The organism is Pseudomonas viridiflava, assembly GCF_900184295.1.
Taxonomy (GTDB): domain Bacteria; phylum Pseudomonadota; class Gammaproteobacteria; order Pseudomonadales; family Pseudomonadaceae; genus Aquipseudomonas; species Aquipseudomonas viridiflava.
This window is the reverse complement of sequence record NZ_LT855380.1, coordinates 5,219,917-5,245,912: the sequence shown is the minus strand read 5'-3', so window position 1 is coordinate 5,245,912 and position 25,996 is coordinate 5,219,917. Positions and strand designations below refer to the sequence as shown.

At 60.7% G+C, this 25,996-nt stretch carries 28 protein-coding genes; 6 read left to right on the top strand and 22 right to left on the bottom strand.

The window, feature by feature from the left end; translation table 11 throughout:
- Positions 1-150: 150 nt before the first annotated feature.
- Positions 151-1,092, top strand: a complete 942-nt coding sequence (gene cbpA / locus CFBP1590_RS23615) for a curved DNA-binding protein (RefSeq protein ID WP_088236037.1) — start codon at positions 151-153, stop codon at positions 1,090-1,092.
- A 56-nt stretch (positions 1,093-1,148) separates the two neighbouring features.
- On the opposite strand, the gene CFBP1590_RS23610 is transcribed toward cbpA, so the two are convergent.
- Entirely contained in the window at positions 1,149-2,279 is a 1,131-nt protein-coding gene (locus CFBP1590_RS23610) for a sensor histidine kinase (protein WP_088236036.1), read from the bottom strand.
- A 159-nt stretch (positions 2,280-2,438) separates the two neighbouring features.
- Between CFBP1590_RS23610 and CFBP1590_RS23605 the strand changes: the two genes are divergently transcribed.
- Genes CFBP1590_RS23605 through CFBP1590_RS23595 form a run of 3 tightly spaced genes read left to right on the top strand, consistent with a single transcriptional unit; the run spans position 2,439 to position 3,417 of the window.
- Complete coding sequence (locus CFBP1590_RS23605; protein WP_058432119.1) at positions 2,439-2,819, top strand: thioredoxin family protein; 381 nt, start codon at positions 2,439-2,441, stop codon at positions 2,817-2,819.
- Positions 2,820-2,850: 31 nt separating this feature from the next.
- Entirely contained in the window at positions 2,851-3,105 is a 255-nt protein-coding gene (locus tag CFBP1590_RS23600) for a hypothetical protein (protein ID WP_058432120.1), read from the top strand.
- A 57-nt stretch (positions 3,106-3,162) separates the two neighbouring features.
- On the top strand, positions 3,163-3,417 hold the full coding sequence (locus CFBP1590_RS23595) for a hypothetical protein (RefSeq protein ID WP_088236035.1): 255 nt from the start codon (positions 3,163-3,165) through the stop codon (positions 3,415-3,417).
- Between the two features lie 172 nt (positions 3,418-3,589).
- Here the strand turns inward: CFBP1590_RS23595 and ureC are convergent, their stop codons facing one another.
- From ureC to leuS, 19 genes are all read right to left on the bottom strand, one after another.
- Positions 3,590-5,290: an urease subunit alpha gene (gene ureC, locus CFBP1590_RS23590; protein WP_004887262.1), complete on the bottom strand. Its 1,701-nt coding sequence runs from the start codon at positions 5,288-5,290 to the stop codon at positions 3,590-3,592.
- Between the two features lie 82 nt (positions 5,291-5,372).
- The gene (locus CFBP1590_RS23585) at positions 5,373-5,681 is read right to left on the bottom strand and encodes an urease subunit beta (RefSeq protein WP_004887260.1); all 309 of its coding nucleotides are present in this window, start codon (positions 5,679-5,681) and stop codon (positions 5,373-5,375) included.
- Positions 5,678-6,211 (bottom strand): GNAT family N-acetyltransferase, encoded by a 534-nt coding sequence (locus CFBP1590_RS23580; RefSeq protein ID WP_043305326.1) that lies wholly within the window; start codon positions 6,209-6,211, stop codon positions 5,678-5,680. The genes CFBP1590_RS23585 and CFBP1590_RS23580 overlap by 4 nt, the downstream gene beginning before the upstream one ends.
- 13 nt (positions 6,212-6,224) lie before the next feature.
- Positions 6,225-6,767 carry a GNAT family N-acetyltransferase gene (locus CFBP1590_RS23575; RefSeq protein ID WP_088236034.1) on the bottom strand — a complete coding sequence of 181 codons (543 nt, stop codon included), beginning with the start codon at positions 6,765-6,767 and terminating at the stop codon, positions 6,225-6,227.
- A 10-nt stretch (positions 6,768-6,777) separates the two neighbouring features.
- Positions 6,778-7,080 (bottom strand): urease subunit gamma, encoded by a 303-nt coding sequence (locus tag CFBP1590_RS23570; RefSeq protein ID WP_004887254.1) that lies wholly within the window; start codon positions 7,078-7,080, stop codon positions 6,778-6,780.
- A gap of 75 nt (positions 7,081-7,155) precedes the next feature.
- Positions 7,156-8,001, bottom strand: a complete 846-nt coding sequence (locus tag CFBP1590_RS23565) for an urease accessory protein UreD (RefSeq protein WP_043305324.1) — start codon at positions 7,999-8,001, stop codon at positions 7,156-7,158.
- 48 nt (positions 8,002-8,049) lie between these two features.
- On the bottom strand, positions 8,050-8,748 hold the full coding sequence (gene urtE / locus CFBP1590_RS23560) for an urea ABC transporter ATP-binding subunit UrtE (protein ID WP_003376418.1): 699 nt from the start codon (positions 8,746-8,748) through the stop codon (positions 8,050-8,052).
- A 428-nt stretch (positions 8,749-9,176) separates the two neighbouring features.
- Positions 9,177-10,037, bottom strand: a complete 861-nt coding sequence (urtD, locus tag CFBP1590_RS23555) for an urea ABC transporter ATP-binding protein UrtD (RefSeq protein WP_058432614.1) — start codon at positions 10,035-10,037, stop codon at positions 9,177-9,179.
- Positions 10,034-11,113, bottom strand: a complete 1,080-nt coding sequence (urtC, locus tag CFBP1590_RS23550) for an urea ABC transporter permease subunit UrtC (protein WP_088236033.1) — start codon at positions 11,111-11,113, stop codon at positions 10,034-10,036. Before urtC ends, urtD begins: the two co-directional genes overlap by 4 nt.
- A complete protein-coding gene (urtB, locus tag CFBP1590_RS23545; RefSeq protein ID WP_088236032.1) occupies positions 11,113-12,702 on the bottom strand; it encodes an urea ABC transporter permease subunit UrtB in 1,590 nt (529 codons plus the stop codon). The genes urtC and urtB overlap by 1 nt, the downstream gene beginning before the upstream one ends.
- A 157-nt stretch (positions 12,703-12,859) precedes the next feature.
- Positions 12,860-14,125, bottom strand: coding sequence for an urea ABC transporter substrate-binding protein (gene urtA, locus CFBP1590_RS23540; protein WP_025994132.1), 1,266 nt, complete (start codon positions 14,123-14,125; stop codon positions 12,860-12,862).
- A gap of 321 nt (positions 14,126-14,446) precedes the next feature.
- Positions 14,447-15,820: a PepSY-associated TM helix domain-containing protein gene (locus tag CFBP1590_RS23535; RefSeq protein WP_088236031.1), complete on the bottom strand. Its 1,374-nt coding sequence runs from the start codon at positions 15,818-15,820 to the stop codon at positions 14,447-14,449.
- An 81-nt stretch (positions 15,821-15,901) separates the two neighbouring features.
- Complete coding sequence (locus CFBP1590_RS23530) at positions 15,902-16,309, bottom strand: DUF2946 domain-containing protein (RefSeq protein ID WP_257013895.1); 408 nt, start codon at positions 16,307-16,309, stop codon at positions 15,902-15,904.
- A gap of 49 nt (positions 16,310-16,358) precedes the next feature.
- Positions 16,359-16,820, bottom strand: coding sequence for a copper chaperone PCu(A)C (locus tag CFBP1590_RS23525; protein WP_029244264.1), 462 nt, complete (start codon positions 16,818-16,820; stop codon positions 16,359-16,361).
- 54 nt (positions 16,821-16,874) lie between these two features.
- On the bottom strand, positions 16,875-17,264 hold the full coding sequence (locus CFBP1590_RS23520) for a DUF2946 domain-containing protein (RefSeq protein ID WP_029244265.1): 390 nt from the start codon (positions 17,262-17,264) through the stop codon (positions 16,875-16,877).
- A gap of 170 nt (positions 17,265-17,434) precedes the next feature.
- Positions 17,435-17,641: a hypothetical protein gene (locus CFBP1590_RS23515; protein ID WP_004885076.1), complete on the bottom strand. Its 207-nt coding sequence runs from the start codon at positions 17,639-17,641 to the stop codon at positions 17,435-17,437.
- 4 nt (positions 17,642-17,645) lie between these two features.
- Positions 17,646-18,683 (bottom strand): DNA polymerase III subunit delta, encoded by a 1,038-nt coding sequence (gene holA, locus CFBP1590_RS23510; protein ID WP_025994139.1) that lies wholly within the window; start codon positions 18,681-18,683, stop codon positions 17,646-17,648.
- Positions 18,684-18,725: 42 nt separating this feature from the next.
- Complete coding sequence (locus CFBP1590_RS23505) at positions 18,726-19,331, bottom strand: LPS-assembly lipoprotein LptE (protein WP_004885073.1); 606 nt, start codon at positions 19,329-19,331, stop codon at positions 18,726-18,728.
- A gap of 87 nt (positions 19,332-19,418) precedes the next feature.
- Positions 19,419-22,025 carry a leucine--tRNA ligase gene (gene leuS / locus CFBP1590_RS23500; RefSeq protein WP_088236030.1) on the bottom strand — a complete coding sequence of 869 codons (2,607 nt, stop codon included), beginning with the start codon at positions 22,023-22,025 and terminating at the stop codon, positions 19,419-19,421.
- Positions 22,026-22,336: 311 nt separating this feature from the next.
- On the opposite strand from leuS, the gene CFBP1590_RS23495 reads away from it, so the two are divergent.
- Positions 22,337-22,687, top strand: a complete 351-nt coding sequence (locus CFBP1590_RS23495) for a hypothetical protein (RefSeq protein WP_029244267.1) — start codon at positions 22,337-22,339, stop codon at positions 22,685-22,687.
- 102 nt (positions 22,688-22,789) lie between these two features.
- Complete coding sequence (locus tag CFBP1590_RS23490; protein WP_029244268.1) at positions 22,790-23,551, top strand: YdcF family protein; 762 nt, start codon at positions 22,790-22,792, stop codon at positions 23,549-23,551.
- Positions 23,552-23,599: 48 nt separating this feature from the next.
- On the opposite strand, the gene lnt is transcribed toward CFBP1590_RS23490, so the two are convergent.
- Together lnt and CFBP1590_RS23480 are read right to left on the bottom strand one after the other, a co-directional pair.
- Positions 23,600-25,120: an apolipoprotein N-acyltransferase gene (lnt, locus tag CFBP1590_RS23485; protein ID WP_088236029.1), complete on the bottom strand. Its 1,521-nt coding sequence runs from the start codon at positions 25,118-25,120 to the stop codon at positions 23,600-23,602.
- 31 nt (positions 25,121-25,151) lie between these two features.
- Entirely contained in the window at positions 25,152-25,994 is an 843-nt protein-coding gene (locus CFBP1590_RS23480) for a CorC family transporter (protein WP_025994144.1), read from the bottom strand.
- Between the last annotated feature and the right edge of the window lie 2 nt (positions 25,995-25,996).

Here is a 25,996-nt window from a genome sequence, read left to right as displayed (position 1 = left end):
GTTGTCGAACACCTGACGGCCAGAAGACAGGGCGTGCTACCGGGCTGTTTTTTCGATGTGAAGTCTTTCAGGTGCCTCGAACACGAGGAGGCTGGGCGTGTTATACCAGCGCATCTGGCTGCGCTGGATAATTGGATGGGTGATTGTTAGATGGATTTCAAAGACTACTACAAGATACTGGATGTCGAACCGACTGCAGACGACAAGGCGATCAAGACGGCCTATCGCAAGTTGGCGCGCAAGTATCACCCCGACGTCAGTAAAGAGGCCGGGGCTGAGGACAAATTCAAGGAAGCGTCCGAGGCTTACGAAGTTCTCAGCAGCCCCGACAAGCGCGCCGAGTATGACGAGCTGCGCAAGTATGGGCGTCAGGGTCGGCCGTTCCAGACCCCGCCGGGCTGGCAGAGCCGAGCCGGTGCGGGCGGATTTGGCGAGGAGACGGCGGATTTTTCCGAGTTCTTCAGTTCCATTTTCGGCGGGCGTGCCCAGCCGGGCGGCCGCAGCCGCAATCCGGGTCGCAAGGGGCAGGATGTGGAAATGGAACTGGCCGTCTTTCTGGAAGAGACGCTGTCGGCCGAATCCAAGCAGGTCAGTTTCAAGGTGCCGCAGCACAGCCCCAACGGGCAGCGCATGAGCGACATCACCAAGACCCTGAACGTGAAGATTCCCGCAGGCGTCGTGGACGGCGAGCGCATTCGTCTCAAGGGCCAGGGTGCGCCGGGAATAGCCGGTGGTGCGAATGGTGACATGTACCTGATCATCCGCCTGGCGCCGCACCCGATGTTCGAGGTGGAAGGTCATGATCTGGTCATTACCGTTCCACTCGCACCCTGGGAAGCTGCGCTGGGCGCCAAGGTCGCCGTTCCCACGCTGACAGGCCGGATCAACCTGACCATCCGCCCCGACAGCCAGAACGGTCAACGCCTGCGTATCAAGGGCAACGGCCTGATGAGCAAGGCGGGCGAGCGCGGCGACCTGTATGCCCAGATCAAGATCGTGATGCCAAAGCACATCGACGATGCCAGTCGGGCGCTGTGGCAGAAGCTGGCGGACAGCTCGTCATTTGACCCAAGGGCTCAGTGGGGTAATTGATCGAGTCATGATCGTGCCTCCGCGTGGGCACGATCATCAGCCAGTCTTCGCAACCCTCAGTTCCTGGGCAGCACCACGGTGAAGGTGGTGCCGTCGCCGATGGTCGAGGTTACGGTAATGCTGCCGCTGTGGGCGTTGACCACTTCCTTGACGATGAACAGACCCAGCCCCAGGCTGGTCGAGGTGGTGCGGCTTTCGCTGTTTTCTTCGGAACTGCGTACCAGCGGGTCGAAAATCGTGCCGATGGCGTCTTCGGCAATCGGCTTGCCCTCGTTGTGAACCACCAGCTCTACCGTATCCGGCCCGCCGATGACCCGCACCGTGATTTCATGGCTGGCGGCGCCGTGCTGCAAGGCGTTGCCGATCAGGTTCTGCAACATCTGACTGATCCGTCCGCTGTCCCAGTGTCCCTGCGTCTCACCTTCAATCGTAAGCACGGGCGCCGAATTCGGGTGTCCGGCGCACGCTTCTTCGATAGCTTCACGACAGGCGCCCGCCAGGTCCATGAACTTGCGCTCTACCGGCAGGCTGGCGCCCAGGCGGCTGCGAACGAACTCGAGGAGGTCGCCGACCATCGTGCCCATATGCCGCGTGCTGGTTTTGATACGCGAGATGTAGCCCTGGGTCTTTTCGTCCATGACCAGTTTGCGGGCCAGCAGCTCGGTGGACATGCTGACTGCCTGAAGCGGTGCGCGCAGGTCATGGCCGAGAATTGCCAGAAAGATGTCCCGCGAGCGCGCCACACGTTCGGCATAAGCCGCAGTGGATTCGGCCAATGCTTCGTCGATGGCTTCGTTGAAGCGGATCACGTCGCGAAAATCAGCCAGTTGCGGCGTGGTCAGGCTGTCCACCCACAGGCGAATGACACTGGCGCGTAGATGCCTGAACTCCGAAGTCATCTGCACCAGATCAAACCCGACTTCATGGCGCAGTTCACCATGACTGGTCGCTGCTTCATCCAGGCTCGGCGTCTTGTTCAACTCCTTACCACGGGCCTTGGCGATCTCTTCGCTCTTGCTCTGGGCGGTCTTCATATCCCGCGCAGCCGCCAGCAGAATCGACTGGGCATGATCACGCAGCTCTGCGGTGTTCATGGTGTCTGCAGCGGGTTTCAGTGTTCTGGCGAAGTTTTCCCATTCATCGACGATGCGATCCACGTGGAGAACGATGAATTCGGAAAGGCGCATGGCCGGTTACCTTGCTGGGGGAGCGTGACGGAGATGGCGCATCTTACCGCCTTTACAGTGCGCAACAAACAGAGCGTTGACTGACATTTCTGTCAGTAGACGCTGTTTTTGTGACGCCCTAAGGTGGTGCGACGGATTACGTGGATGGAGGTCCGGAGCATGAGCGTAGAAATGGTTTCAGATTCAACCTTTCAGAAGAGCGTTATCGACGCTAGTCAGGAGAAGTTGGTGGTGGTCGAGTTTTCGACCGTAGACAAGACAACCAAGCGAGATCCTTCCGTTCTCAATGCCAGTGGCAAGATGGATGCGGTGATTGACGAGCTGGACACGAAGTACGCAGGTAAAGTCGTATTTTGCAGAGTCGAGATCAAACTGAATTCGGATCTGAAGGATACGCAGAACCCCACTACCTCAAACGCCTACGCCATTAATCATGGTCCGACGATGGTGTTTATCAGCAAAGGCCAGAAGAGCAGGGATCTTGTGGGGTTGCAGACCCAAGAGAGAATGATGCAGGTGATTGACGAGCTGTTGACCTGAATTTGCCCTTGAGAACATAGGGAGCATTGTGATGAAAGAAGCAGATTTTCTTGATCTGGTTAACCAACGGATCAATGCCGCCGCACAAAATATCATCGACAAGAAAAATACACAGCTTGACGATATTTCCTATGGAAAGCTTGATGTATTGCTGGCGTTGCGCAGAGCCCTGATGGGCAACGCGACCCCAGAGGATATAGGCATGCTGGACGCTATCAATGACGCGCTACAGGCACTTGGAATACTCCAGGCAAAAGAAACTTTCTTTGGCCGAATAGAGCGCTAGAGCCACTCTTGAGTAGCCGCTGTGCCATGGATTGCAGCGCATGAAAGGAATAATGCCATGAGCGTCATCATCGTCAGCGATAACAGCTTTCAGAATGAACTCTCCAAGAAACCACCCCTGTTGCTGGCTGAATTCAGCAGGCCCGGCAAGGATGAGGGTGGCTACGATAATCAGAGTGCCCGTATGGGGCTGATCATCGACAAGCTTGCTACACCTGAAGAGTTCGGAGGAAGCGTTGTAATGGTTCGTGTCCCGATGGACGACTGCAGTAAAACCGTCAAGGAATATAGCGTTAAGCGGCGCCGACCGTGATCTTCTTCGGGGATGGTAAGGAACTGAGCAGAGAGAGCAAACTTTCATCTGATCACGTGGTGCAGAAACACGCGGAACAATCTGCTTAAGCCTGAACAAGGAGCCTGAGTGGTTCAGGCTTGATAAGAGAGCCTTCCAGCAGGAAGGCTCTCTTGTTTCTCTGGCAGCGTTTCTAGAACAGAAAATACCGCTGCGCCATCGGCAGCACATCCGCAGGCTCACACCACAGCAGCACGCCGTCGGCCTTGACCTGATAGGTCTGCGGGTCGACTTCGATGTCGGGCAAGTAGTCGTTGTGGATCAGGTCTTTCTTCTGCACGGTGCGGCAGCCTTTGACCACGCCTATCTGCTTCTTCAAACCCAGTGATTCCGGCACGCCTGCGTCGAACGCGGCCTGGCTGATGAAGGTCATGCTGGTGGCGTGCAGGGAGCTGCCGTAGCTGGCGAACATCGGGCGGTAGTGGACGGGTTGCGGTGTCGGGATCGAGGCGTTGGCGTCGCCCATCAGGCTGGCGGCAATGGCGCCGCCCTTGAGGATCAGTGTCGGTTTGACGCCGAAGAACGCCGGGCGCCACAGCACCAGATCTGCCCATTTACCCACTTCAATGGAGCCCACTTCATGGCTGATACCGTGGGTGATGGCCGGGTTGATGGTGTATTTGGCGATGTAGCGCTTGGCGCGGAAGTTGTCGTTTCCCGGACCGTCCTGAGGCAGCGGACCGCGCTGCTTCTTCATCTTGTCGGCAGTCTGCCAGGTGCGCATGATCACCTCGCCGACGCGACCCATGGCCTGGCTGTCGGAGCTGAGCATCGAAAATGCGCCCAGGTCGTGGAGGATGTCTTCGGCGGCAATGGTCTCGCGACGGATGCGGCTTTCCGCGAAAGCGACGTCTTCAGCGATGCTCGGGTCCAGGTGATGGCAGACCATGAGCATGTCCAGGTGCTCGTCGATGGTGTTGCGGGTGAACGGCCGGGTCGGGTTGGTCGAACTGGGCAGCACGTTCGGCGAGCCGCAGGCCTTGATGATGTCGGGCGCGTGGCCGCCACCAGCACCTTCGGTGTGATAGGTGTGGATCGTACGGTTCTTGAACGCAGCGAGCGTGGTCTCGACAAAGCCCGACTCGTTCAGCGTGTCAGTGTGAATCGCCACCTGCACGTCGTATTCATCGGCCACGCTCAGGCAGTTGTCGATGGCGGCAGGCGTGGTGCCCCAGTCTTCGTGCAGCTTGAGGCCGATTGCGCCCGCCTTGACCTGCTCGATCAACGGGCCGGGCAGACTGACGTTGCCCTTGCCGGTCAGGCCGATGTTCATCGGGAAGGCGTCAGCGGCCTGCAGCATGCGCGCCATGTGCCAGGGGCCGGGTGTGACGGTCGTGGCGTTGGTGCCGGTTGCCGGGCCGGTGCCGCCGCCGATCATGGTGGTCACGCCGCTCATCAACGCTTCTTCGATCTGCTGCGGGCAGATGAAGTGGATGTGCGTATCGACGCCGCCTGCGGTGAGGATCATGCCTTCGCCTGCAATCACTTCAGTGGCTGCGCCCACCGCGATGGTTACGTCGGGCTGGATGTCCGGGTTGCCTGCCTTGCCGATGGCGGCGATGCGACCGTTCTTGAGGCCGACGTCGGCTTTTACGATGCCCCAGTGATCGATGATCAGCGCATTGGTGATCAACGTGTCGACCACCTCGGCCGCCAGCAACTGGCCTTGGCCCATGCCGTCTCGAATGACTTTGCCGCCGCCGAATTTCACTTCTTCACCGTAGGTGGTGAAGTCTTTCTCGACTTCGATCCACAGCTCAGTGTCGGCCAGGCGAACCTTGTCGCCCACCGTAGGGCCGAACATGTCGGCGTAGGCTTGTCTGGAAATCTTCATGGTGATTCCTTGAGTACTTTATGGACTTCACACTGATCGCTCCCGCGCTCTGAGCAGGAACGATCTGAGCCTGCGCCTTGATTCAATCCAACTCGCCCATCACTCGACCGGCAAACCCGTACACCTTGCGCAAGCCTGCAAGGTCCACGAGTTCAACCTCGCGTGCCTGCCCAGGCTCGAAGCGTACGGCGGTGCCAGCCGGAATATTCAGGCGCATGCCGCGGCTGGCGGCTCGGTCGAAGGTCAGCGCATCGTTGGTTTCGAAAAAGTGAAAGTGCGAGCCCACCTGAATCGGACGATCGCCACTGTTGGCAACGGTCAGGCTCAGGGTACGGCGGCCGGCGTTGAGTTCGATCTCGCCGGGCTGGATCTGGTATTGGCCAGGGATCATGTCGGTTGCCCCAAGGTTTTGAAATAAATGGCGGTCGGTCGGTAGCGACCGTCCGGTGTGGCGCAGTAGTCAGGCAGTTCGCCCACGCGGGTGTAAGCCATCGAGCGATAGAAGGCTTCCGCCGTCGAGCCTGCTTCGGTGTCCAGGTGCAGCAGGCCGCGCTTGAGTTTCACGGCGGCCTGTTCGACCGCCTCCATCAGTTGCCTGCCCAGACCGTGGCCGCGTGCGGCAGGCGACACCATCAGCTTCTGCACCTCGGCACGGTTGAGTCCGTTGGGCTTCTGGCACAGCGCAAGCTGTGCGCTGGCCTGCAGGCGTTCATTGTCCACCACGACCCACAGCAACAGATCGCCTGACGCAACGTCAGCTCTTAAACCATCACACCAGCGGAGCGCCTGCTCCAGCGTCAGGTCAGCCATGAACCCTACCGATGCGCCGTCATGGACGGTGTCGAACAGCAGTTGCGCCAGACCCTGACGGTAATGCGCGAAGCTTTCAGCGGTGACGCGACGCAACTGTGCTGGGTTCATGGAAGGCTCTCGGTTATACGGATTTGGGGGCTTGCGAGGCTGGTGCCTGAGCGCCGGGCGACAAGTCCAATTGCATGAAGGTCAGGTCCAGCCAGCGACCGAACTTGGTGCCCACCTGCGGCATCTGGCCGGTGGTCGTGAAGCCCAGGCGTTCGTGCAGGGCAATCGAGGCCGCGTTACCGCTTTCAATGGCCGCGACCATCATGTGTTTGTCGCAGGTGCGGGCGCGCTCGATCAAGGCCGACATCAGTTTTGGCCCCAGGCCCTTGCCACGCTGATCGGCGCGTACGTACACCGAGTGCTCGACCGTATGACGGAAGCCCTCGAAAGGACGCCAGTCGCCGAACGATGAGTACCCCAGCACTTCGCCTGCCGCATCCAGGGCGACCAGAATCGGGTAGGCCTGGGTCTGGCGGGAGGCATACCACGCCTGACGGTTGGTCAGATCGACCGGCTGTTCGTTCCAGATGGCGGTAGTGTTGAGCACCGCATCGTTGTAGATGGCGAGAATGCCGGGCAAATCTTCCGGCAGTGCATCGCGAATCACGTCTTGCATGCGGGTGTCCTCAGGCAATCGGCTGATGCACGGTGACCAGCTTGGTCCCGTCCGGGAACGTCGCTTCCACCTGAATCTCCGGAATCATTTCCGGGATGCCTTCCATCACTTGCTCGCGGGTCAGCAGCGTCGTGCCGTAATGCATCAGGTCGGCGACCGTCTGACCATCACGTGCGCCTTCGAGCAGCGCTGCGGAGATGTAGGCCATGGCTTCCGGGTAATTGAGCTTCACTCCACGCGCCAGGCGCCGTTCGGCAACCAGTCCGGCGGTGAAAATCAGCAGCTTGTCTTTTTCGCGTGGCGTCAGGTCCATGGGGTTTCCGTGTCGTGGTGTTCGGGTTGCTGTGCAGTCGTTGTTGGTGCTTTTGCGGGAGGCGTCTGCCCAACTTCATGTATTCCAGATTCTCGGCGTCACTGCCTCGCGTCCCAGCAATGCCGGGCGCAGTTTTTTCCAGACTTCGATCAGCCAGGCTCTCGCATGCAAGGCTTCGTTGGCCAGACAGCGCGCCACGACCAGCCCCGGCACCTGGGTCAGATCACCACGTACCGGATTGGGCATCGACAGGCTGCGGCAGGCTTCAAGCAATTCGCTGTCCACCTCGCCGGTGATCAGCAACGTGGCAAACACCGTATGGCCATCCAGCCCGACCGGGGAATCCAGCAGCCCGTCGCCCCCGATAATGCGTTGACGTTCGTGCCAGATCAATGTGCCGTCGCGGCGGATATCCAGCGCGGACTGAAAATGCCCGTGCTCGAAACGCTCGCCACTGGCCGGACGGCCCAGCGCCACGACGTCCCAGTAACAGAGCTTCGCGTCGCCACGCAGCTCGATGCGCGTGGTCAGTTCGGCCTGGGCGTTGCAGAACACGATGGTTTCCTGAGGCAGCCATTCCAGCGTCGCGCCGGGTTCGACCAGCAGCTCCAGTTGCTGAAACGCCGGGCTTGCCGCGCGATACCATTTGGCTGCGCCGGGGCTGGTCAATTGTGCCCAGGCGTCGGTGCCGACGTTGGCCGAGATATCCAGACGGTCGCCGCCCGCGATACCGCCGGGCGGGTGTACGATGATGTGCTGACACACCTCAGGGCCTTCGGCGTACAGATGTTTCTGCACCCGCAGCGGGCCTTTGTGGCGGCGCTGAACCGGCCGCGTGCTGTCGTCAAAACGCCCATAGCCCAGCTCCAGCTCGGCGTGCCAGCTGGGCGTGAACAGGGCGGTATTGGCAGGCAGATTCATGGCGTCTTCAATTCTGTGTCGAGGATTGCACGATAACGGATTGGCGCATCAAATAGTGACCAGTCCGCGAACGCCTTCGGCTTCCATGTTCTCGCCACGGCCCTGCTGGACGATTTCACCCCGGGACATCACCAGATACTGGTCCGCCAGTTCAGCGGCGAAGTCGTAGAACTGCTCCACGAGCAGAATCGCCATGTCGCCGCGCTCGGCCAGCTTCTTGATGACCGCGCCGATCTCCTTGATCACCGACGGCTGAATGCCTTCGGTAGGCTCATCGAGAATCAGCAGACGAGGGCGGCTGGCCAGTGCGCGGCCAATCGCCAATTGCTGCTGCTGGCCGCCCGACAGATCGCCGCCACGGCGGTGCTTCATTTGCAGCAGTACCGGGAACAGCTCGTAGATGAATGCTGGTACCTCTTTGGCCTCCGAGCCCGGAAAGCGCGACAGGCCCATCAGCAGGTTTTCCTCGACGGTCAGCCGTCCGAAGATTTCCCGGCCCTGCGGTACGTAAGCAATACCGGCGTGCACGCGCTGGTGGGGCTTGAAGCCGGTAATGGCCTTGCCTTCCCATTGCACCGAGCCTTCCTTCGACGGCAACAGGCCCATCAGCACCCGCAGCAACGTGGTCTTGCCCACGCCGTTGCGGCCCAGCAGGCAGGTGACTTCACCGACCTTCACGTCAAAGGACAGGCCACGCAGAATGTGGCTGCCGCCGTAATATTGATGAAGCTTTTCGACCTGCAGCATGGTTCATGTTCTCTTCTGTTACAGCGTGGTCGCCGTTATGCTCCGCGTCACAAATGGCACAGACTGCGGACTCAGTGAGCAGAGCGCATGGCTCACGTCACCTTTTCGCCCCTCGGCGACTTACTTTGAGAGGCCAAAGTAAGCAAAGCCTTTTGCTCCGGTTCCGGCCCCGGCTTCGCCGGGGTTCCTTCGTCCTGACACTGATTCGGGGGTCGCTGCAAATGGGCCATCCATGGCCCAGTGCAGCTCAATCGGCATCCATGCCGATTGCCCCCCGAATCAGCGCCAGGACTCAGCCTTCACCCGCGTCGCGATCTGCGGTGTTCATGCCATCGCGCTACAAAAGCGCATCAGTGTCGCTGCCTCACTGGGTAGCCAAATGACTTGTGTATAACGATGAGCGTGGAGTGGGAGCGATCACGTCAGCCTCAACGGCCCAGGTACACCTCGATCACGCGTTCGTCTGCCTGCACATCGTTCAATGAGCCTTCGGCCAGTACGCTGCCCTGGTGCAGTACGGTCACGTGGTCGGCAATCGAGCCGACAAAGCCCATGTCGTGCTCGACCACCATCAGTGAGTGCTTGCCCGCCAGGCTTTTGAACAGTTCGGCGGTGAATTCGGTTTCGGCATCGGTCATGCCTGCGACTGGCTCGTCGAGCAGCAGCAGTTGCGGGTCCTGAACGAGCAGCATGCCGATTTCCAGAAACTGCTTCTGACCGTGGGACAGCAGCCCTGCCGGGCGCTGCATGGAGCCTGTCAGGCGAATGGTTTCCAGCACCTCGTTGATCCGGTCGCGCTGTTCGCCGTTCAGGCGCGCCCGCAGGCTGGCCCACACCGACTTGTCGGTCTTCTGCGCCAGTTCCAGATTCTCAAACACACTCAGTGCTTCGAACACTGTGGGCTTCTGGAACTTGCGGCCGATCCCGGCCTGGGCGATCTGCACTTCGCTCATCTGCGTCAGGTCCAGCGTTTCGCCGAACCAGGCCTTGCCGTGGCTGGGCCGGGTCTTGCCGGTGATCACGTCCATCAGCGTGGTCTTGCCCGCCCCGTTGGGGCCGATGATGCAGCGCAGCTCGCCGACGCTGATGTACAGGTTCAGGTCATTGAGCGCCTTGAAACCGTCGAAGCTGACGCTGATGTCTTCCAGAGTCAGGATCGTGCCGTGGCGTGTGTTCAGTCCCTTGCCGGCGCTTTGGCCCAGCCCCAGCGCGTCGCGGCTGGTGCCTGCATCGGAATTGGGGTCCAGCACCGGCTCCAGCATGAAAGAGGGCGTTGGCGTGGTTTTCATGACTCGTTCCTTTTCTTCAGTACGCCGATGACGCCTTTGGGCAAGTAGAGCGTGACGATGATGAACAGCGCGCCGAGAAAGAACAGCCAGTATTCCGGGAATGCCACGGTGAACCAGCTCTTCATGCCGTTGACCAGACCGGCACCCAGCAGCGGGCCGATCAGCGTGCCGCGTCCGCCCAGAGCTACCCAGACCGCCGCTTCGATGGAGTTGGTCGGCGACATTTCGCTCGGGTTGATGATGCCGACCTGAGGCACATACAACGCACCCGCCAGTCCGCACAGGACCGCGCTCAGGACCCAGACGAACAGCTTGAAGCCGCGTGGGTCGTAGCCGCAGAACATCAGGCGGTTTTCCGCATCGCGCAGGGCGGTGAGCACCCGGCCGAACTTGCTCTGCGCCAGACGCCAGCCGATGTACAGGCTGACCACCAGCAGAATCACGGTCGCCAGAAACAGCGTTGCACGGGTGCCCTGCGAGCTGATGCTGAAACCCAGAATGCTGCGGAAATTGGTGAAGCCGTTGTTGCCGCCGAAACCGGTTTCGTTGCGGAAGAACAACAGCATGCCCGCGAAGGTCAGTGCCTGGGTCATGATCGAGAAATACACGCCCTTGATCCGCGAGCGGAAGGCGAAGAAACCGAACACCAGCGCCAGCAGGCCCGGCGCCAGAACCACCAGACACATGGCCCACAGGAAGTTGTCGGCACCGGCCCAGTACCACGGCAGCTCGGTCCACGACAGGAAGGTCATGAACGCTGGCAGACCGTCACCCGCCGCCTGGCGCATCAGGTACATACCCATGGCATAACCGCCCAGCGCGAAGAACAGGCCGTGGCCCAGCGATAGAAGCCCGGCGTAACCCCAGACCAGATCCAGTGCCAGAGCGACAATGGCGTAGCAGAGAATCTTGCCCACCAGTGTCAGGGTGTAGGCCGACACCTGCAGGCTGTTATCGGCGGGCAGCAACGAGAGCAGCGGCATGGCCAGCAAAACAGCCAGTACCAGAATGCCCACCGTCAGCGTGCCTTTGGGGCCGACCTTTTGTGCAGCAGTTACCATCAATGGCTGGCTCATCAGTCGATCACCCGTCCTTTCAATGCGAAGAGGCCCTGCGGACGTTTCTGGATAAACAGAATGATCAGCGCCAGGATCAGGATCTTGCCCAGCACGGCGCCGATTTGCGGTTCGAGAATCTTGTTGGCGATGCCCAGCCCGAAAGCCGCCATCACGCTGCCTGCCAGCTGCCCGACGCCGCCGAGCACCACCACCAGGAACGAATCGATGATATAGCTCTGGCCCAGGTCCGGGCCGACGTTGCCGATCTGGCTCAGGGCGACACCGCCCAGTCCTGCGATGCCGGAGCCCAGCCCGAAGGCCATCATGTCGATACGCCCGGTCGGCACGCCGCAGCAGGCGGCCATGTTGCGGTTCTGGGTCACGGCGCGCACGTTCAGGCCCAGACGGGTCTTGTTCAGCAACAGCCAGGTCAGCACCACCACGAACAACGCGAAGGCGATGATCACGATACGGTTGTAAGGCAGCACCAGATTGGGCAGTACTTGAATACCGCCGGACAGCCATTCCGGGTTGGCCACTTCAACGTTCTGCGCACCGAAGGCCAGGCGCACGGCCTGAATCAGCATCAGGCTGATGCCCCAGGTGGCGAGCAGGGTTTCCAGCGGACGGCCATACAGATGACGAATTACCGTGCGCTCCAGTGCCATGCCGATCAGCGCCGTGACGAAGAACGCGACGGGCAGCGCCACCAGCGGGTAAACCTCGATGGCGCCTGGTGCGTAGCGCTGAAACATCAACTGCACGACATAGGTCGAGTAGGCACCCAGCATCAGCATTTCGCCGTGGGCCATGTTGATCACGCCCAGCAGGCCGAACGTTATCGCCAGGCCCAGCGCGGCCAGCAGCAGGATCGAGCCCAGCGACATACCGCTGAAGGCCTGACCGAGGATTTCACCGATCATCAGTTTGCGTTTGACCTGGGCCAGGCTGGTTTCGGCGGCAATGCGCACCGATGCGTCGGTTTCAACGCCCGGCGACAGCAACGATTCAAGGCGGGTGCGGGCCAGCGGATCACCGGTTTCGCCCAGCAGGCGCACAGCGGCAAGGCGCACGCTGGGGCTGCTGTCGACCAGTTGCAGGTTGGCCAGTGCCAGGGTCAGTGCGTCTTTGACGCTTGAGTCTGTTTCGGTCGCCACGCGCTGGCTCAGCAGGTCCAGTTGCGCAGGGCGCGCGCTTTTCTGCAGTTGCAGAGCGGCGGCCATGCGCAGCTTTACATCGGCTGCCAGCAGTTGGTGGCTGGCCAGCGCGGTCTCGACCAGACCCCGCAGCCGGTTGTTCAGACGCAGTTTGCGCGGTTCATCAGGTGTGGGGGCATCTGCCGCAGCCGGGACATCGGCGTCCACCGCGACATAGGTGTCATTGTTCTCGATCCAGGCCCGCTTGCTGCTGTCGGCAGCCACTCGGCCGTCGCGCAGTGCTTCAAGCAACTCGACCCGCTCAGGAACAGGCTTGGCCGCCCAGGCTTCAAGCAATTCTGCCTGTTGCGAAGAACTGGCCGCTGCGAAATCACCCGCATTACTGGCCTGCGCCGCGAAAGGCAGCAACAGGGTGATGGCAAGGATCAGGCGGTAAAGGTAAGAGGGCATATCAATGGCCTTGATTCATGTTCGTGCGGGTTGATCGTGCCGATGGTCCGCATTGGCATGCCGCCCGAGACGCTCTGCGTCACGTTCCAGAGCGGACGCGGAGCGTCCTGAGCGGCGTTCCCACGCAGGAGCGTGGGAACGATCACATGAGCGCTGATCAGTTGCTCTTCACCGCATGGTCCGGCTTCTTGTCGTTGCCAGGGATGTACGGGCTCCACGGCTGGGCGCGGATCGGCTCCTTGGTCTGCCAGACCACGTTGAACTGACCGTTTTCCTCGACTTCACCGATCATCACCGGCTTGTGCAGGTGGTGGTTGGTCTTGTCCATGGTCAGGGTGAAGCCGGACGGCGCGGCGAAGGTCTGTCCGGCCATCGCTTCACGAACCTTGTCGACGTCGGTGGACTTGGCTTTCTCGACCGCCTGCGCCCACATGTGGATACCGACGTACGTGGCTTCCATCGGGTCGTTGGTCACGGCCTTGTCAGCGCCCGGCAGGTTTTTCTTCTTGGCGTAGGCTTTCCAGTCAGCGACGAACTTCTTGTTGACCGGGTTCTCGACCGACTGGAAGTAGTTCCAGGCCGCGAGGTGACCGACCAGCGGTTTGGTGTCGATGCCGCGCAGTTCTTCTTCGCCCACCGAGAAGGCCACGACCGGTACGTCGGTGGCTTTCAGGCCCTGGTTGGCCAGTTCCTTGTAGAACGGCACGTTGGAGTCGCCATTGACGGTGGAGATGACCGCCGTCTTGCCGCCAGCGGAGAATTTCTTGATGTTCGCCACGATGGTCTGGTAATCGGCGTGGCCGAACGGGGTGTAGACCTCTTCGATGTCGCTGTCCTTCACACCTTTGGAATGCAGGAATGCGCGCAGAATCTTGTTGGTGGTACGCGGGTAGACGTAGTCGGTGCCCAGCAGGAAGAAGCGCTTGGCTTCGCCGCCGTCTTCGCTCATCACGTACTCGACCGCAGGGATGGCCTGCTGGTTGGGCGCTGCACCGGTGTAGAACACGTTCGGCGACATCTCTTCGCCTTCGTACTGAACCGGGTAGAACAACAGACCGTTGAGTTCTTCGAACACCGGCAGGACCGATTTGCGCGAAACGGAGGTCCAGCAGCCGAACACCACGGCGACCTTGTCCTGAGTCAGCAACTGACGGCCCTTTTCGGCGAACAGCGGCCAGTTGGAGGCCGGGTCTACGACCACCGGCTCCAGCATCTTGCCGTTCACGCCGCCTTTGGCATTGATCTCGTCAATGGTCATCAGCGCCATGTCTTTCAGCGAAGTCTCGGAAATGGCCATGGTGCCGGAAAGCGAATGCAGGATGCCGACCTTGATGGTTTCGGCGGCCTGAACGGTCCATGACAGGCCCATGGCTGCGATGGATGCGGACAGGGTGAAGGCTTTGATCAGGCTGCGACGCTTCATTGGACGGGCTCCGTTGATCTGTTTTTTTTGGATTGGCAGAACGACTCTTTGAAGGCTTCCAAGCAAAGGCTGTGCCCAGCCTGAGAAAACGCTTTGGAACGGGCCTTCGGGAGCGTCGCAGCCATCGGAGTGCACTGAAGTGGAGCTGGCAGGGGAGGCTGGTGCGAAGCGAGGGGCAATATTGGTGCGCAGGGTGCGCATAACGAGAAAAGCCGCCCGAAGGCGGCTTTTTTTGTAACTTGAAAGAACGAGACCTGATCCTGTCAGGTGAGGAATTCATCACAAAACCGCCCGCCGGTTTCAGGCCCCGCCGCGTGCAATTTAAGCTGCTGCCGAGGAATTAGCAAAGCGGGAGAAAACTATTCGGTCAAATAGCCAGACGACCACCAACGAAACCCCCACCAGCGGAAACGCGACCGCGATGCCAAACATGATCACCATGGCGGTTTTCCAGCGGGGCAGGTCGTGGCGCAGTGGCGGTACGCCGAGGCCGCCCTGAGGACGACGTTTCCACCAGATCACCAAGCCGCTGACAGCGCTGAGCAGGATCATCAGGCAGGCGAGGAAGATCAGCAACTGGTTGATCCAGCCGAAAAACTTGCCCTCGTGCAGCATCACGCCCATCTCGGTTGCCCGTGAAACCAGGCTGTAATCCTGCCAGCCCACATCAGCCAGCACCTTGCCGCTGTACTGGTCGATATGCAGGGTGGCGTCGTTGCGTGGGTCATCGGCAAACACCGATACCGTGAACACGCCTTCGGCAGTCTTGGGGGCCGTGATGCTGTAGCCAGGCGCGATGCCCTTGGCGGTTGCGATGTCGACCACCTGTTGCAGGCTGATCTTCGGCGCTGCCGGGCCTGATGACATGCCGTGATGATGCATGTGCTCGGCATGCTCACCGGTCGATTGCGGCATCGGTGTGTTTTCCATTGCCCACGGCACGGTCTGGGCGCTGGCGGTGTTGAGTTCGCCTGCCATTTGCGTGGACTTGGGCACATCGGTCCACATTGCAGCCGGGAAGGTATTCCAGACCGCTGCGTACTGTTTGCCCCACATGCCGGTCCAGGTCATGCCGCTGAGCAGCATGAACAGCAGAATCAGTGATCCCCAGAAGCCAGTCACCGCATGCAGATCCTTCCACAGCACGCGACCTCGCGCGGTCAGCCGGGGCCAAAGCACGCCTGCGACGCGTGAGCCCCGTGGCCACCAGAGGTACAGCCCGGAAATCACCAGCATGATGCCCCAGCCTGCCGCCAGTTCGATCAGCCGGTCACCGACAGTGCCGATCATCAGCTCGCCATGCAGCGCGCGGGCAATGGCCTGCAGGTTCTGCTTCGCATCCTGAGTGCCCAATATCTCGCCGCGATACGGATCGACGAAGACGTTCATCTCACGACCCTCATCACGGATCACGAACTGCGCGCTGCCTTCGGCGCTCACGGGCGGGAAATACTTGCTGATGGCGGCCTGTGGATAAGCGCTCAGTACGCGCTGTTGCAACTCATCGGCACTGATCTGATGGTGAGCAGGCGTCACGCTCAGCAGATCGCTGTACATCAGGTTGTCGAGCTGTGGCTTGAACAGGTAAATCATCCCGGTCAGCGACAAAAGAATCATGAAGGGCGCAACAAACAATCCGGCGTAAAAATGCCATCGCCAGGCCAGGTTATAGAAAGAAACGGTGGATTTTGACACGGTCAACGCTCCCGAAGAGGGATAACACAGCACAACCTGCGCGCAGCCGCTGGCTGCGTACGGTCATGAAATTTTCTGGTTTCAGGCTGTGAACAGCGTTGGGGGTGCCCGACTCCGGGCATTGGGGAAGATCGCTCGCCGCGCATGCCCGAGCAGAGGCTGCGCTGCGAAAAAGTCTGCATGCCCGGGCGGAGCCGCTGCGACCAGTACCGGGACATATGGAAGCGCAGGGCAGCTGAACAGCAGCGTGCAGTAACCGCATTTGGCCCACAGCGCATGGTCGCTCGCGCCCGCGTCAGTCGCAGTGGCGTGTTCGCTGCCATGGTGCGCATGGCTGCCGGCCGAGCTGCTCACGTCCATCGATGTTGCAGGTGGCATCGACATGCCGGCGTGCTGATCCATCGGCATCGACTGAGAAATCAGTGGACCGATGAAGATCATCAACATGGCGAACAGGCTCAGCCACGCGGCCCGGTTTTTACCTGGGATGGCTGATCGTTCGCGGTCTCGGCGCAGGGCGCTCAATCTGGAAGGCTACTCAGTGCTGGTGTTCAGGTCCCTGCTTTTGTACCACGACCTGCACCTCAACATCTCCGGCCTTCTCGAAATGCAGCGTCATTGGAAAGCGTTGTCCGACGAGCAGCTTCGAGCGGTCTTTGATGTCCAGCAGCATCACGTGCCAGGCCATGGGCGCAAAGGTCACGGTAGCGCCAGCGGGTACGTCCACGGTCTGCACCTGCTGCATTTTCATCAGGCCATCTGCCTGAAGGTGTTCATGCAGTTGGGTCTGACCTGCAATCGGGGTGTCGACGCCGAGCAGTCGGTCGCCTGTGTCACCTTTGTTTTCGAGCACGAAATAGGCGGCTACGGTTGGCGCATTGGGCGGCAGCTCCATGGACCATGGGTGGGCGATCATGATCTGGCCAGCGGTGTACTGGTGAGCGTGGGCGAAACAGGCAGGCAGCAGCAGAGCGGCCAGCACGAGGGCTTTCTTGAGCATCGGGGTTCTCCGGTCAATCCATTCAGGTGCATCGAAGCACGGGCAAACGGGGTATCAGACCGGCGGAGAGGCTCGCGGATTGGCGCTCGGCCATTGCAGACGCGGCGAAGCGTGGATCAGAAAAATCGCAGGCGCGAAGCGCTCAGGCTCCAGACGCGCCACCAGCCCATGGCTGAAACCGGGCGCAATGACGACGAACACCGATCCCGAGCAGCACGGACAATGCTGCATCGCGGACTGATGTTGTTGCCCGTCAGGCATGCCTTGCGAGGCTTCACTCAACGGAATGGCGACCAGCCGCGTGCCGCCACCACCACAGAACGCTCCCCACAGCACCTGCTCCCCGGCCACACGTGGCGTGCTGGGTGACAGTGGCATGGCCAGCAGACTGAACAGCACTGCAAAGCAGGCAATCCAGACCGTTGTTGTGCGTCGTTGAGACATCACAGGTTCCGTTCATGTCGGGTGATCAACCCCGCCATTTAGCCTGAATGAGGAGGATAAGTAAAAAGGGCAGGGAGTGACGGGGTGTCGCGGCTCTTGAAGAATCGTTTCTTTCAGGCTGGCTGCGCTTCGGTTGACGGGTGTCTGCCGTTGCTGACAGCACCCACTGCTCAATGCACGAACAGTGCGACGATAGAAAACACCAGAATCACGAATCCGGTGGCGCTGGTCCATCCGGCTTGCCAGTTGTCTTTGAGCCAGGAGCCTTTCTTCGGGTATTTACCCCACGTCACGACCCGCACGATCGGCCAGCCGATGGGATAGCAGATATAGCGAAGCGGGATTTCGAAAAACAGCTGAAAGAATGCGTCTGACACGGGATCACTCCGCTGGTAACGGCAACCGTTGTCCGGCCATCAACAGCGCCAGCCGACTCAGGCTGCTCCATGGTGAGCCCGCTGCCTGACCCTTGATCTGCGCATCGATACGTTGCGCATCCATGAGCAACTGGCTCCAGCGCTTCGCCGAATGACGTTGCAGGGCCTTGCTCATCAGCGGCTTGCGTTTGTCCCAGACCGGCGGACGGGCTGAGCTGAATATCTTGTCCATCGGCACGCCCTGGCTGAATTGCAGGGACATGTTGGCCAGCGCACGCAGCTCGCGGGTGAGCGCCCAGAGAATCACCGGCGTTTCGACCCCTTCGCCGCGAAGCCCTTCCAGCATGCGCAAGGCATGTGCCGCTTCGCCATTGAGTACGGCATCGGTCAGGCCGAACACATCGAAACGGGCACTGTCGGCCACCGCCGCCTGCACGGTTTCGACGGTAATCTGCCCGTCCTCGGCCATCAGCTTGAGCTTTTCGATTTCCTGCGCAGCGGCCAGCAGGTTGCCTTCGACACGTGCGGCAATCAGTTCGACCGCATCCTGAGTCGCCGCAAGCCCTGCCTGTGACAGGCGCTGACGAATCCATTGCGGCAACTGGCCAATGTCCACCGGCCAGATCTGCACAAACTGAGTCTGCGCGCCTTCGACCAGCGCCTTGCCCCATTTGGTTTTCTGCGCGCTGCCGTCGAGCTTGGGCAGGCTGATCAGAAGCAGCGTGTCTTCGGCAGGCCGGGCGCAGTATTCGATCAGAGCAGCGGCACCCTTGTCACCGGGCTTGCCGGAAGGCAGACGCAGTTCCAGAAGGCGACGTTCGGCAAACAGCGACATGCTGGCGCCGGCCTGCAGCAGCGTGCCCCAGTCAAAGCTGGCATCGGCGCTGAACACCTGGCGTTCGTCGAAACCTTGCTGGCGGGCCGCTGTGCGGATGGCGTCGGCAGCTTCCTGGCAAAGTAGCGGGTCATCGCCACTGATCACGTAGACCGGTGCGAGCGTGCCTTGCAGGTGTTTGCCGAGTTGGGCGGGGGCGAGTTTCATCGTCGAAAGGATGCCGGGGCCGGCGAGCCGGCCCCCGGACATTTACCTGTTCGGGATTTCAACAGGCGACTGTTGAGGTGTTGAGTCACGAATACGCTGAGCTTCTTCCAGAGCGTCGGCCTCAGCCTTGGCAACTGCGTCGGCCTTGGCCTGCAGTTCGTCCAGGCGAGACGGCGTCAGTTGCTGCAGACGCGCCATCATTCTCTGAATCAGCTCGTTGCGCATTTCGCCACGTACCTGAGCCGCTTCCTGGTCGGAGCCTGTCAGGTTGTTGCCATCGTGTACGTAGGAACGGTCCACGCTGACCTTGTCGCCGAGCAGGAAGCGGTCTTTCTCGCCACGCACTTCATAGTTGAGCGTCGTGGTCAGCTGATACTCGGCCGAACGGCCCGAGCCGCTGAAGCTGGCGTTACGTTGTGTTTCGGCTTCGTTGACCAGTACCAGCTTGTACGGCGCGCCGGTGTAGACCTTCACGCCGGAGCTGGTCAGTACACGCGTGAGCTGGGTAACGGTTTCGCCGTAGGCATTACGCGCGCTGACATCCAGTTCCTTGATGGCCAGATCGGTCGTGCCGGTGCCACGCAGATGAAAGCCGCAGGCGCTCAGCAGAACGGCAAGGCCCATCACCAGCAAATTGCGTTTGATCATCTTGATGCTCCCCTTGAATCCTTGTGGGCCGACTTCGCGTCCCTTGGAAATATGTTCGGCACCCGGTCTGCCGGGTGCCCGATCTCATCAGCTTGCGACGATATTGACCAGTTTTCCTGGCACAACGATGACCTTGCGGATCGTCAGGCCATCAATGAAGCGCAGTACGTTCTCGTTGATCCGGGCAGCGGCTTCCACTTCTTCGCGGCTGGCGCTGGCAGGCATCTCGATGTGGCCGCGCAGCTTGCCGTTGACCTGAATCACCAGTTGTAGCGTGTCCTGCACCAGAACGCTTTCATCCAGCGCCGGCCAGCCTGCATCAATGACTGGCGTTGTGTGGCCCAGTTCCTTCCACAGCTCGTGGCTGATGTGCGGCGTGATCGGCGCCAGCAGCAGGGTGACGGTTTCCAGTCCTTCCTGAAGCAGGGCGCGATCCTGTGCGGTGGCCTGCGGGACCTTTTCCAGCACGTTCATCAGCGTCATCACCTGAGCGATGGCGGTGTTGAATTTCTGGTTCTGACCAATATCCTGGCTCGCCTGTTTGATCGCCTGATGAATCGAACGGCGGATAGCCTTCTGATCATCGCTCAACGCGGCCGTATCCAGCTTGCCGGACACACCCTGCGCGACATGGGCCTGTGCCAGACGCCAGACGCGACGCAGGAAGCGGCTCGAGCCTTCAACGCCGGAGTCAGACCATTCCAGGCTCATGTCAGGTGGCGAGGCGAACATCATGAACAGGCGGCAGGTATCTGCGCCGTACTGATCGATCATGGTCTGCGGGTCGATGCCGTTTTTCTTCGACTTCGACATCTTTTCGGTGCCGCCGATCTCAACCGGCAGGCCGTCGCTGGTCAGCTTGGCACTGATCACCTTGGCCTTGGCGTCACGCTCCAGCGTCACGTCGGCCGGGTTGATCCAGGTCTTCTTGCCGCTGGTTTCCATGCGGAAGTAGGTTTCGGCGTTGACCATGCCCTGGGTCAGCAGGTTCTTGAACGGCTCGTTGGACGTCACCAGACCTTCGTCGCGCATCAGCTTGTGGAAGAAGCGTGCGTACAGCAGGTGCAGGATGGCGTGCTCGATACCGCCGATGTACTGATCGACCGGCAGCCAGTGGTTGGCGGCGTTTGGCTCGACCAGGCCACCTTCGTAATGCGGGGAAGCGTAGCGGGCGTAATACCAGGAGGACTCGACGAAGGTGTCCATGGTGTCGGTTTCACGCTTGGCCGGTGCGCCGCATTTCGGGCACTTGCACTCGTAGAACTCGGGCATGCGCGCCAGCGGCGAACCTGCGCCGTCCGGCACCACATCTTCCGGCAACACCACGGGCAATTGATCTTCAGGGACCGGCACGTCACCACAGGTGTCGCAGTGCACGATCGGGATCGGGCAGCCCCAGTAGCGCTGGCGGCTGATGCCCCAGTCGCGCAGGCGGAACTGGGTGCGTGACTGGCCCAGGCCTTTCTTGACCAGCGCAGCTTCCATCGCGTCGAACGCAGCGGTGAAGTCCAGGCCGTCGAACTCGCCTGAATTGATCAGCACGCCGTGCTCGCCATAGGCTTCCTGCCACGGCGCCGGGGTTTCGTCGCCTGCGCTGGTGCGCACCACGGCCTTGATCGGCAGGTGGTACTTGGTGGCGAATTCGAAGTCACGCTCGTCGTGCGCAGGCACGGCCATGACCGCGCCGTCGCCGTAATGCATCAGCACGTAGTTGGCGACCCACACCGGCAGCTTCTCGCCGGTCAGCGGGTGCTCGACGAACAGCGATGTCGGCAGACCTTTCTTTTCCTGGGTGGCAACGTCGGCTTCAGCAACGCTGCCGCCCTTGCATTCATCGATGAACGCTTGCAGTTGCGCGTCTTCCTTCGCCGCCAGGGTCGCGAGCGGGTGCTCGGCGGCCACTGCCACGTAGGTTGCGCCCATCAGCGTGTCGGGACGGGTAGTGAAGACTTTCAGCGTGCCGGCTTCGCCGATGCTGGTCTGGTCGTACGGGAACTGCACTTCCATGCCACGGGATTTGCCGATCCAGTTGCGCTGCATGGTCTTGACCTGTTCAGGCCAGCCCGGCAATTCGTCGAGGCTCTCCAGCAGCTCATCCGCGTAGGCGGTGATCTTGAAGTAGTACATCGGAATTTCGCGCTTCTCGATCAGCGCGCCCGAACGCCAGCCTCTACCGTCGATGACCTGCTCGTTGGCCAGAACGGTCTGATCGACCGGGTCCCAGTTCACGGTGCCGTTCTTGCGGTAGATCACGCCTTTTTCGAACAGGCGAGTGAACAGCCATTGTTCCCAGCGATAGTAGTCAGGCTTGCAGGTGGTGATTTCACGCGACCAGTCGATGGCCAGACCCAGACTCTTGAGCTGGGTCTTCATATAATCGATGTTTTCGTAGGTCCACTTCGCTGGCGCGACGTTGTTGTCGATGGCCGCGTTTTCCGCCGGCATGCCGAAAGCGTCCCAGCCCAGTGGCTGCAGGACGTTCTTGCCCAGCATGCGCTGGTAGCGGGAGATCACATCACCGATGGTGTAGTTGCGCACATGACCCATGTGCAGCTTGCCGCTGGGGTAAGGGAACATCGACAGGCAGTAGTAGGTTTCCTTGCCTGGCTGTTCACTGACTTCAAAAGACTTTTGCTCTTCCCAGAAGGTCTGGGCGGCGGCTTCGATTTCGCGGGGCTGATAGAGTTCGTGCATGGCTACTTTTGACTAAAGATTAGTGACCCTTGACCTCTTCATTGCTTCGCCGAGTCAGGTCTGCACCGCTTGCCGGACAATTGCAACTGTCTGTGCGGTGCGTACAGGCTCAAGAGAGCGGAAGTGGAATGGCAGGAAGCGTCGTAGCATACATGAGCGCCGTCTATCGAGGGAGTCCTGATTGCTATGCGCGGCAGCCACGGCCCCGTCCAACCGCCGTCTCTGGCCGTTGGTCGCCCTTATCCGCCTGTTCCGGCAGCAGCGCTAAGCTCATTATCGAGGGTATGTTCTATCTTCAGTGAGGTGAGCGGATGACAGAGTTGCAGCACACTGTAAGCACTTATGAGCTGTATGAACGTTTGATCGATCGTCTCGGGCTTGCTCTTGAAATGGCAAGTACTGCGGTTCGGCTCCGAAACGAGTCGCCTGCCGTACTTGAGCTCAAAGGGTTGAGCAGTGCCGAGTTCGAGTGGATCGAGGCCTACCTTGAAAAAGGCGCGATGGCGGCAAACGGGGCTGTCAAGGGTAAGTCAAAGGGCAGTTTCACGCGATCACCGGAGCAGACCAGTTTGGCCAGAGCGCCTGGACAATCAGCCACTATCATCTGGCTGAAAGATCGAAAGCGTGGCAGGTCATCGATGCGGTCAGGCCGCAACAACTGATACGACGATCAGGCTTTCCCCCGGCAGGCTGCGGGCCTGCCTTTTAAGCATTGTTGCTTAGCTTCAAACCTTTTAGGCTTCGGGCATCTCTGGAGATGTCCGATGCCTTTGCGTTACCTGCTCAAGACCCTTCTTCTGCCTCCCGGCATTCTCTTTCTATTGCTGATTCTGGCCTGGTGGTTGCGACGTTCGCGGCCGCGTATCGCTGCCGTGTGCTTCGTGACCGGCCTTGGCGGGTTGTGGCTGATGAGCCTGCCGGTTGTCGTGGAGTGGGGCGCAGGCAGAATGGAGCAGGTTCCGCCCCTGCCGCAGGCGCAGTGGGCGAGTCTGGCGCAGCAGGCCGACGCGATTGTGGTGCTGGGCAGCGGGCGCGAGCGCAATTCGCCGACCTGGGGAAGCGATGTACCCACGGGCATTGGTCTGGAGCGGCTGCGGCTGGCGGCGCGCCTGTCCAAGGCGTCCGGGCTGCCCGTGCTGACAACGGGCGGCCTGCACTATGACGAGCCTCCCAGTGAAGCGGCGATCATGGCGCAGTCGCTGCAGGATGATTTCGGCGTCGCCGTGCGCTGGCAGGAAGGTCTGAGCCGGACGACCTGGGAAAACGCTACCCTGACCGCCGGTATTCTTCAGCCCCAAGGCATCAAGCGAGTCGTGCTGGTGACACAGGCCTGGCATATGCCGAGGGCGCGCTGGAGTTTCGAGAAGGCCGGTTTTACCGTGGTGGGTGCGCCCGTGGGTTTTCTGGGCGTGGACAATGCCCGGCCGTTCGGCGGCTGGCTGCCCGAGAGCCGGGTGTTCATGCAGAGCGGCGTGTTGCTCAACGAAGCGATGGGCTTGCTGGTCTATCCGCTGATTTACCCTTAGGCAGCCGCCAGGAGCAATCCCGCAGTCCGGGATTGCTCTGAAGCCCGATCAGACCGTCTTGGAAATGCGTGCCGCCAGCAAGGCCCAGCCAAACAGCAGCAGGCAGACAACCGCCAGAGGCCACGAACGCCAGTGCAGGTAAGGCGTCAGGCCTTGCATCGGCACTACGTCGCCATACAACACGCCACGCTCGAACTGCGGAATCTGCACGGTGATCCTGCCGAACGGATCGATGAGTCCTGTCACGCCGTTGTTGGTGGCGCGAATCATCCAGCGTCCGGCTTCAAGCGCGCGCATCTGGGCCATTTGCAAATGCTGCAGCGGGCCGATCGAAGTGCCGAACCAGGTGTCGTTACTGACCGTCAGCAACAGATCGCTCTGGGCCGACAGGCCTGCGGCAAATTCGGGGTAGACCACTTCGTAGCAGATGAAGGGCGCGATGTGATAACCCTTGGCCTGCAGCAGTGCCTGATCGTCCGGGCCTCGGGCGAAGTCCGACATCGGCAGGTCGAAGAACGCGATCAAACCGCGTAATACGTCCTGCAACGGCACGTATTCGCCGAATGGAACGAGTTTCTGCTTGTAATAGGTGCCGTCACCCTGGCCGACCACGGTGATGCCGTTGTAGTAACGGTATTCGCCACGCCCGGTCAGTTCGCGTACGGGCACGCCAGTGATCAGCGCCGCGCCACGCTCGGAGGCGAATTTGCCCATCATCGACAGATAGCCTTCGGCGCTTTCCTTGAGCACCGGTACGGCGGTTTCCGGCCATACGATCAGGTCGGCCTGTTGCGACCTGAAGGTCATGTCGCGGTACAGCGCCAACTGGTCGTTAAGCTTCTGCGGGTCCCACTTCATGCTTTGTTCGATGTTGCCCTGCAGGGTGACCACTTTCAGTGGCTTGCCAGACGGCGATGTCCAGGCATAACCCTTGAGTGCCAGTCCGGCGACCCAGGGCGCCAGCAACAGCAGCACGCCAATAGCCAGAAAGGATTTACGCGCCCGCAAGCGGTGCAGATTGCACAACAATGCAGCGGTCAGGCCCAGTACGAAGGAAATCAGCCAGACGCCGCCCACTGGTGCAAGTCCCGCCAACGGTCCGTCGAGCTGGCTGTAGCCGGAATACAGCCAGGGAAAACCGGTAAGGAACCAGCCACGAAACGCTTCCTGGCCCAGCCACAGTGCAGCGAACGCCAGCGCATCGGCCAGCGGCGCTTCGTTACGCCGCAGCCAGCGCGCCCAGACCCAGGCGGGAAGGGCGAAGAACAGTGCTATGGCGGCGATGAACGCCAGCATCAACAACCCGGCCAGCAGCACCGAAGCGCCGCCGTAGGTGTGAATGCTGACGTAGATCCAGCTGGTACCAGCGCCGAACAGGCCGAAGCCGTAGCACCAGCCGCGTCCCAGCGCCTGGCGCGGACTCAGTTCGCGCAGCCCCATATAAAACACCGCGACTGCCACCAGGATCAGTGGCCAGACATTGAACGGTGCCAATGCCAGGGTCGTGAGTCCGCCAGCGACGACGGCCAGCAGGTTGCCGGGCCAGCCGGGACGCGTAATCCAGCGCATGTAGGTTCCTTAAAGCGGCATCAGGGTGGTTTTACGGGCGATTGATGGGGCTCAGACGCAGCAGGTGGATGCGACGGCTGTCTGCGCTCAGGATGCGGAAACGATAGGCACCGATTTCAGTGATTTCGTTGCGCTTGGGCAGGTGGCCGAAAGCATTCATCACGAGGCCGCCGACGGTGTCGAACTCTTCGTCGGAAAACTCGCTGTCGAAGAACTCGTTGAAGTTTTCGACCGGCGTGAGGGCCTTGACCAGGAAGTCACCGCTGGGCAGCGGCTTGATGAAACTGTCTTCCTCGACGTCATGCTCGTCTTCGATGTCGCCGACGATCTGTTCCAGCACGTCTTCAATCGTCACCAGACCTGCCACACCGCCGTACTCGTCGATGACGATGGCCATGTGGTTGTGGTTGGCGCGGAATTCGCGCAACAGAACGTTGAGACGCTTGGACTCCGGCACGAAGGTCGCCGGGCGCAACAGTTTCTTGACATCGTCACTGTCGCCGTCGGGCTTGAGGATCAGCGGCAGCAGATCCTTGGCCAGCAGCACGCCGAGGACGTCGTCGTGGCTCTCGCCGATCACCGGATAGCGCGAGTGCGCGGCATCGATGACGGCGGGAAGGAATTCGCGAGGTGTCTGGGTCGCCTTGATGCTGATCATCTGCGAGCGCGGCACCATGATGTCGCGTACCTGCAGGTCGGCAACCTGGATGGCTCCCTCGACGATGGCCAGCGCTTCGCTGTCCAGCAATTTGTTCTGGTGGGCTTCGCGCAGCAGCTCAAGCAGCTCCTGGCGGTTTTTCGGCTCATGGACAAAAGCCTGGGTCAGTTTACCCAGCCATGACTTTTGTCCGTTGCTCGATCGGTCTTCGCTCATAG

Excerpts from the sequence above, each read along its gene's own strand:
- CFBP1590_RS23575 (WP_088236034.1), bottom strand. The coding sequence starts at position 6,767 with ATGCAAGACGTGATTCGCGATGCACTGCCGGAAGATTTGCCCGGCATT.
- CFBP1590_RS23525 (WP_029244264.1), bottom strand. The coding sequence starts at position 16,820 with ATGCTCAAGAAAGCCCTCGTGCTGGCCGCTCTGCTGCTGCCTGCCTGT.
- ureC (WP_004887262.1), bottom strand. The coding sequence starts at position 5,290 with ATGAAGATTTCCAGACAAGCCTACGCCGACATGTTCGGCCCTACGGTG.
- CFBP1590_RS23480 (WP_025994144.1), bottom strand. The coding sequence starts at position 25,994 with ATGAGCGAAGACCGATCGAGCAACGGACAAAAGTCATGGCTGGGTAAA.
- CFBP1590_RS23605 (WP_058432119.1), top strand. The coding sequence starts at position 2,439 with ATGAGCGTAGAAATGGTTTCAGATTCAACCTTTCAGAAGAGCGTTATC.
- CFBP1590_RS23580 (WP_043305326.1), bottom strand. The coding sequence starts at position 6,211 with ATGAACCCAGCACAGTTGCGTCGCGTCACCGCTGAAAGCTTCGCGCAT.
- CFBP1590_RS23600 (WP_058432120.1), top strand. The coding sequence starts at position 2,851 with ATGAAAGAAGCAGATTTTCTTGATCTGGTTAACCAACGGATCAATGCC.
- CFBP1590_RS23585 (WP_004887260.1), bottom strand. The coding sequence starts at position 5,681 with ATGATCCCTGGCCAATACCAGATCCAGCCCGGCGAGATCGAACTCAAC.
- CFBP1590_RS23595 (WP_088236035.1), top strand. The coding sequence starts at position 3,163 with ATGAGCGTCATCATCGTCAGCGATAACAGCTTTCAGAATGAACTCTCC.
- leuS (WP_088236030.1), bottom strand. The coding sequence starts at position 22,025 with ATGCACGAACTCTATCAGCCCCGCGAAATCGAAGCCGCCGCCCAGACC.
- CFBP1590_RS23505 (WP_004885073.1), bottom strand. The coding sequence starts at position 19,331 with ATGATCAAACGCAATTTGCTGGTGATGGGCCTTGCCGTTCTGCTGAGC.
- CFBP1590_RS23490 (WP_029244268.1), top strand. The coding sequence starts at position 22,790 with ATGCCTTTGCGTTACCTGCTCAAGACCCTTCTTCTGCCTCCCGGCATT.
- CFBP1590_RS23520 (WP_029244265.1), bottom strand. The coding sequence starts at position 17,264 with ATGTCTCAACGACGCACAACAACGGTCTGGATTGCCTGCTTTGCAGTG.
- urtE (WP_003376418.1), bottom strand. The coding sequence starts at position 8,748 with ATGCTGCAGGTCGAAAAGCTTCATCAATATTACGGCGGCAGCCACATT.
- urtB (WP_088236032.1), bottom strand. The coding sequence starts at position 12,702 with ATGCCCTCTTACCTTTACCGCCTGATCCTTGCCATCACCCTGTTGCTG.
- CFBP1590_RS23610 (WP_088236036.1), bottom strand. The coding sequence starts at position 2,279 with ATGCGCCTTTCCGAATTCATCGTTCTCCACGTGGATCGCATCGTCGAT.
- CFBP1590_RS23570 (WP_004887254.1), bottom strand. The coding sequence starts at position 7,080 with ATGGACCTGACGCCACGCGAAAAAGACAAGCTGCTGATTTTCACCGCC.
- CFBP1590_RS23495 (WP_029244267.1), top strand. The coding sequence starts at position 22,337 with ATGACAGAGTTGCAGCACACTGTAAGCACTTATGAGCTGTATGAACGT.
- lnt (WP_088236029.1), bottom strand. The coding sequence starts at position 25,120 with ATGCGCTGGATTACGCGTCCCGGCTGGCCCGGCAACCTGCTGGCCGTC.
- CFBP1590_RS23565 (WP_043305324.1), bottom strand. The coding sequence starts at position 8,001 with ATGAATCTGCCTGCCAATACCGCCCTGTTCACGCCCAGCTGGCACGCC.
- cbpA (WP_088236037.1), top strand. The coding sequence starts at position 151 with ATGGATTTCAAAGACTACTACAAGATACTGGATGTCGAACCGACTGCA.
- urtC (WP_088236033.1), bottom strand. The coding sequence starts at position 11,113 with ATGAGCCAGCCATTGATGGTAACTGCTGCACAAAAGGTCGGCCCCAAA.
- holA (WP_025994139.1), bottom strand. The coding sequence starts at position 18,683 with ATGAAACTCGCCCCCGCCCAACTCGGCAAACACCTGCAAGGCACGCTC.
- urtD (WP_058432614.1), bottom strand. The coding sequence starts at position 10,037 with ATGAAAACCACGCCAACGCCCTCTTTCATGCTGGAGCCGGTGCTGGAC.
- urtA (WP_025994132.1), bottom strand. The coding sequence starts at position 14,125 with ATGAAGCGTCGCAGCCTGATCAAAGCCTTCACCCTGTCCGCATCCATC.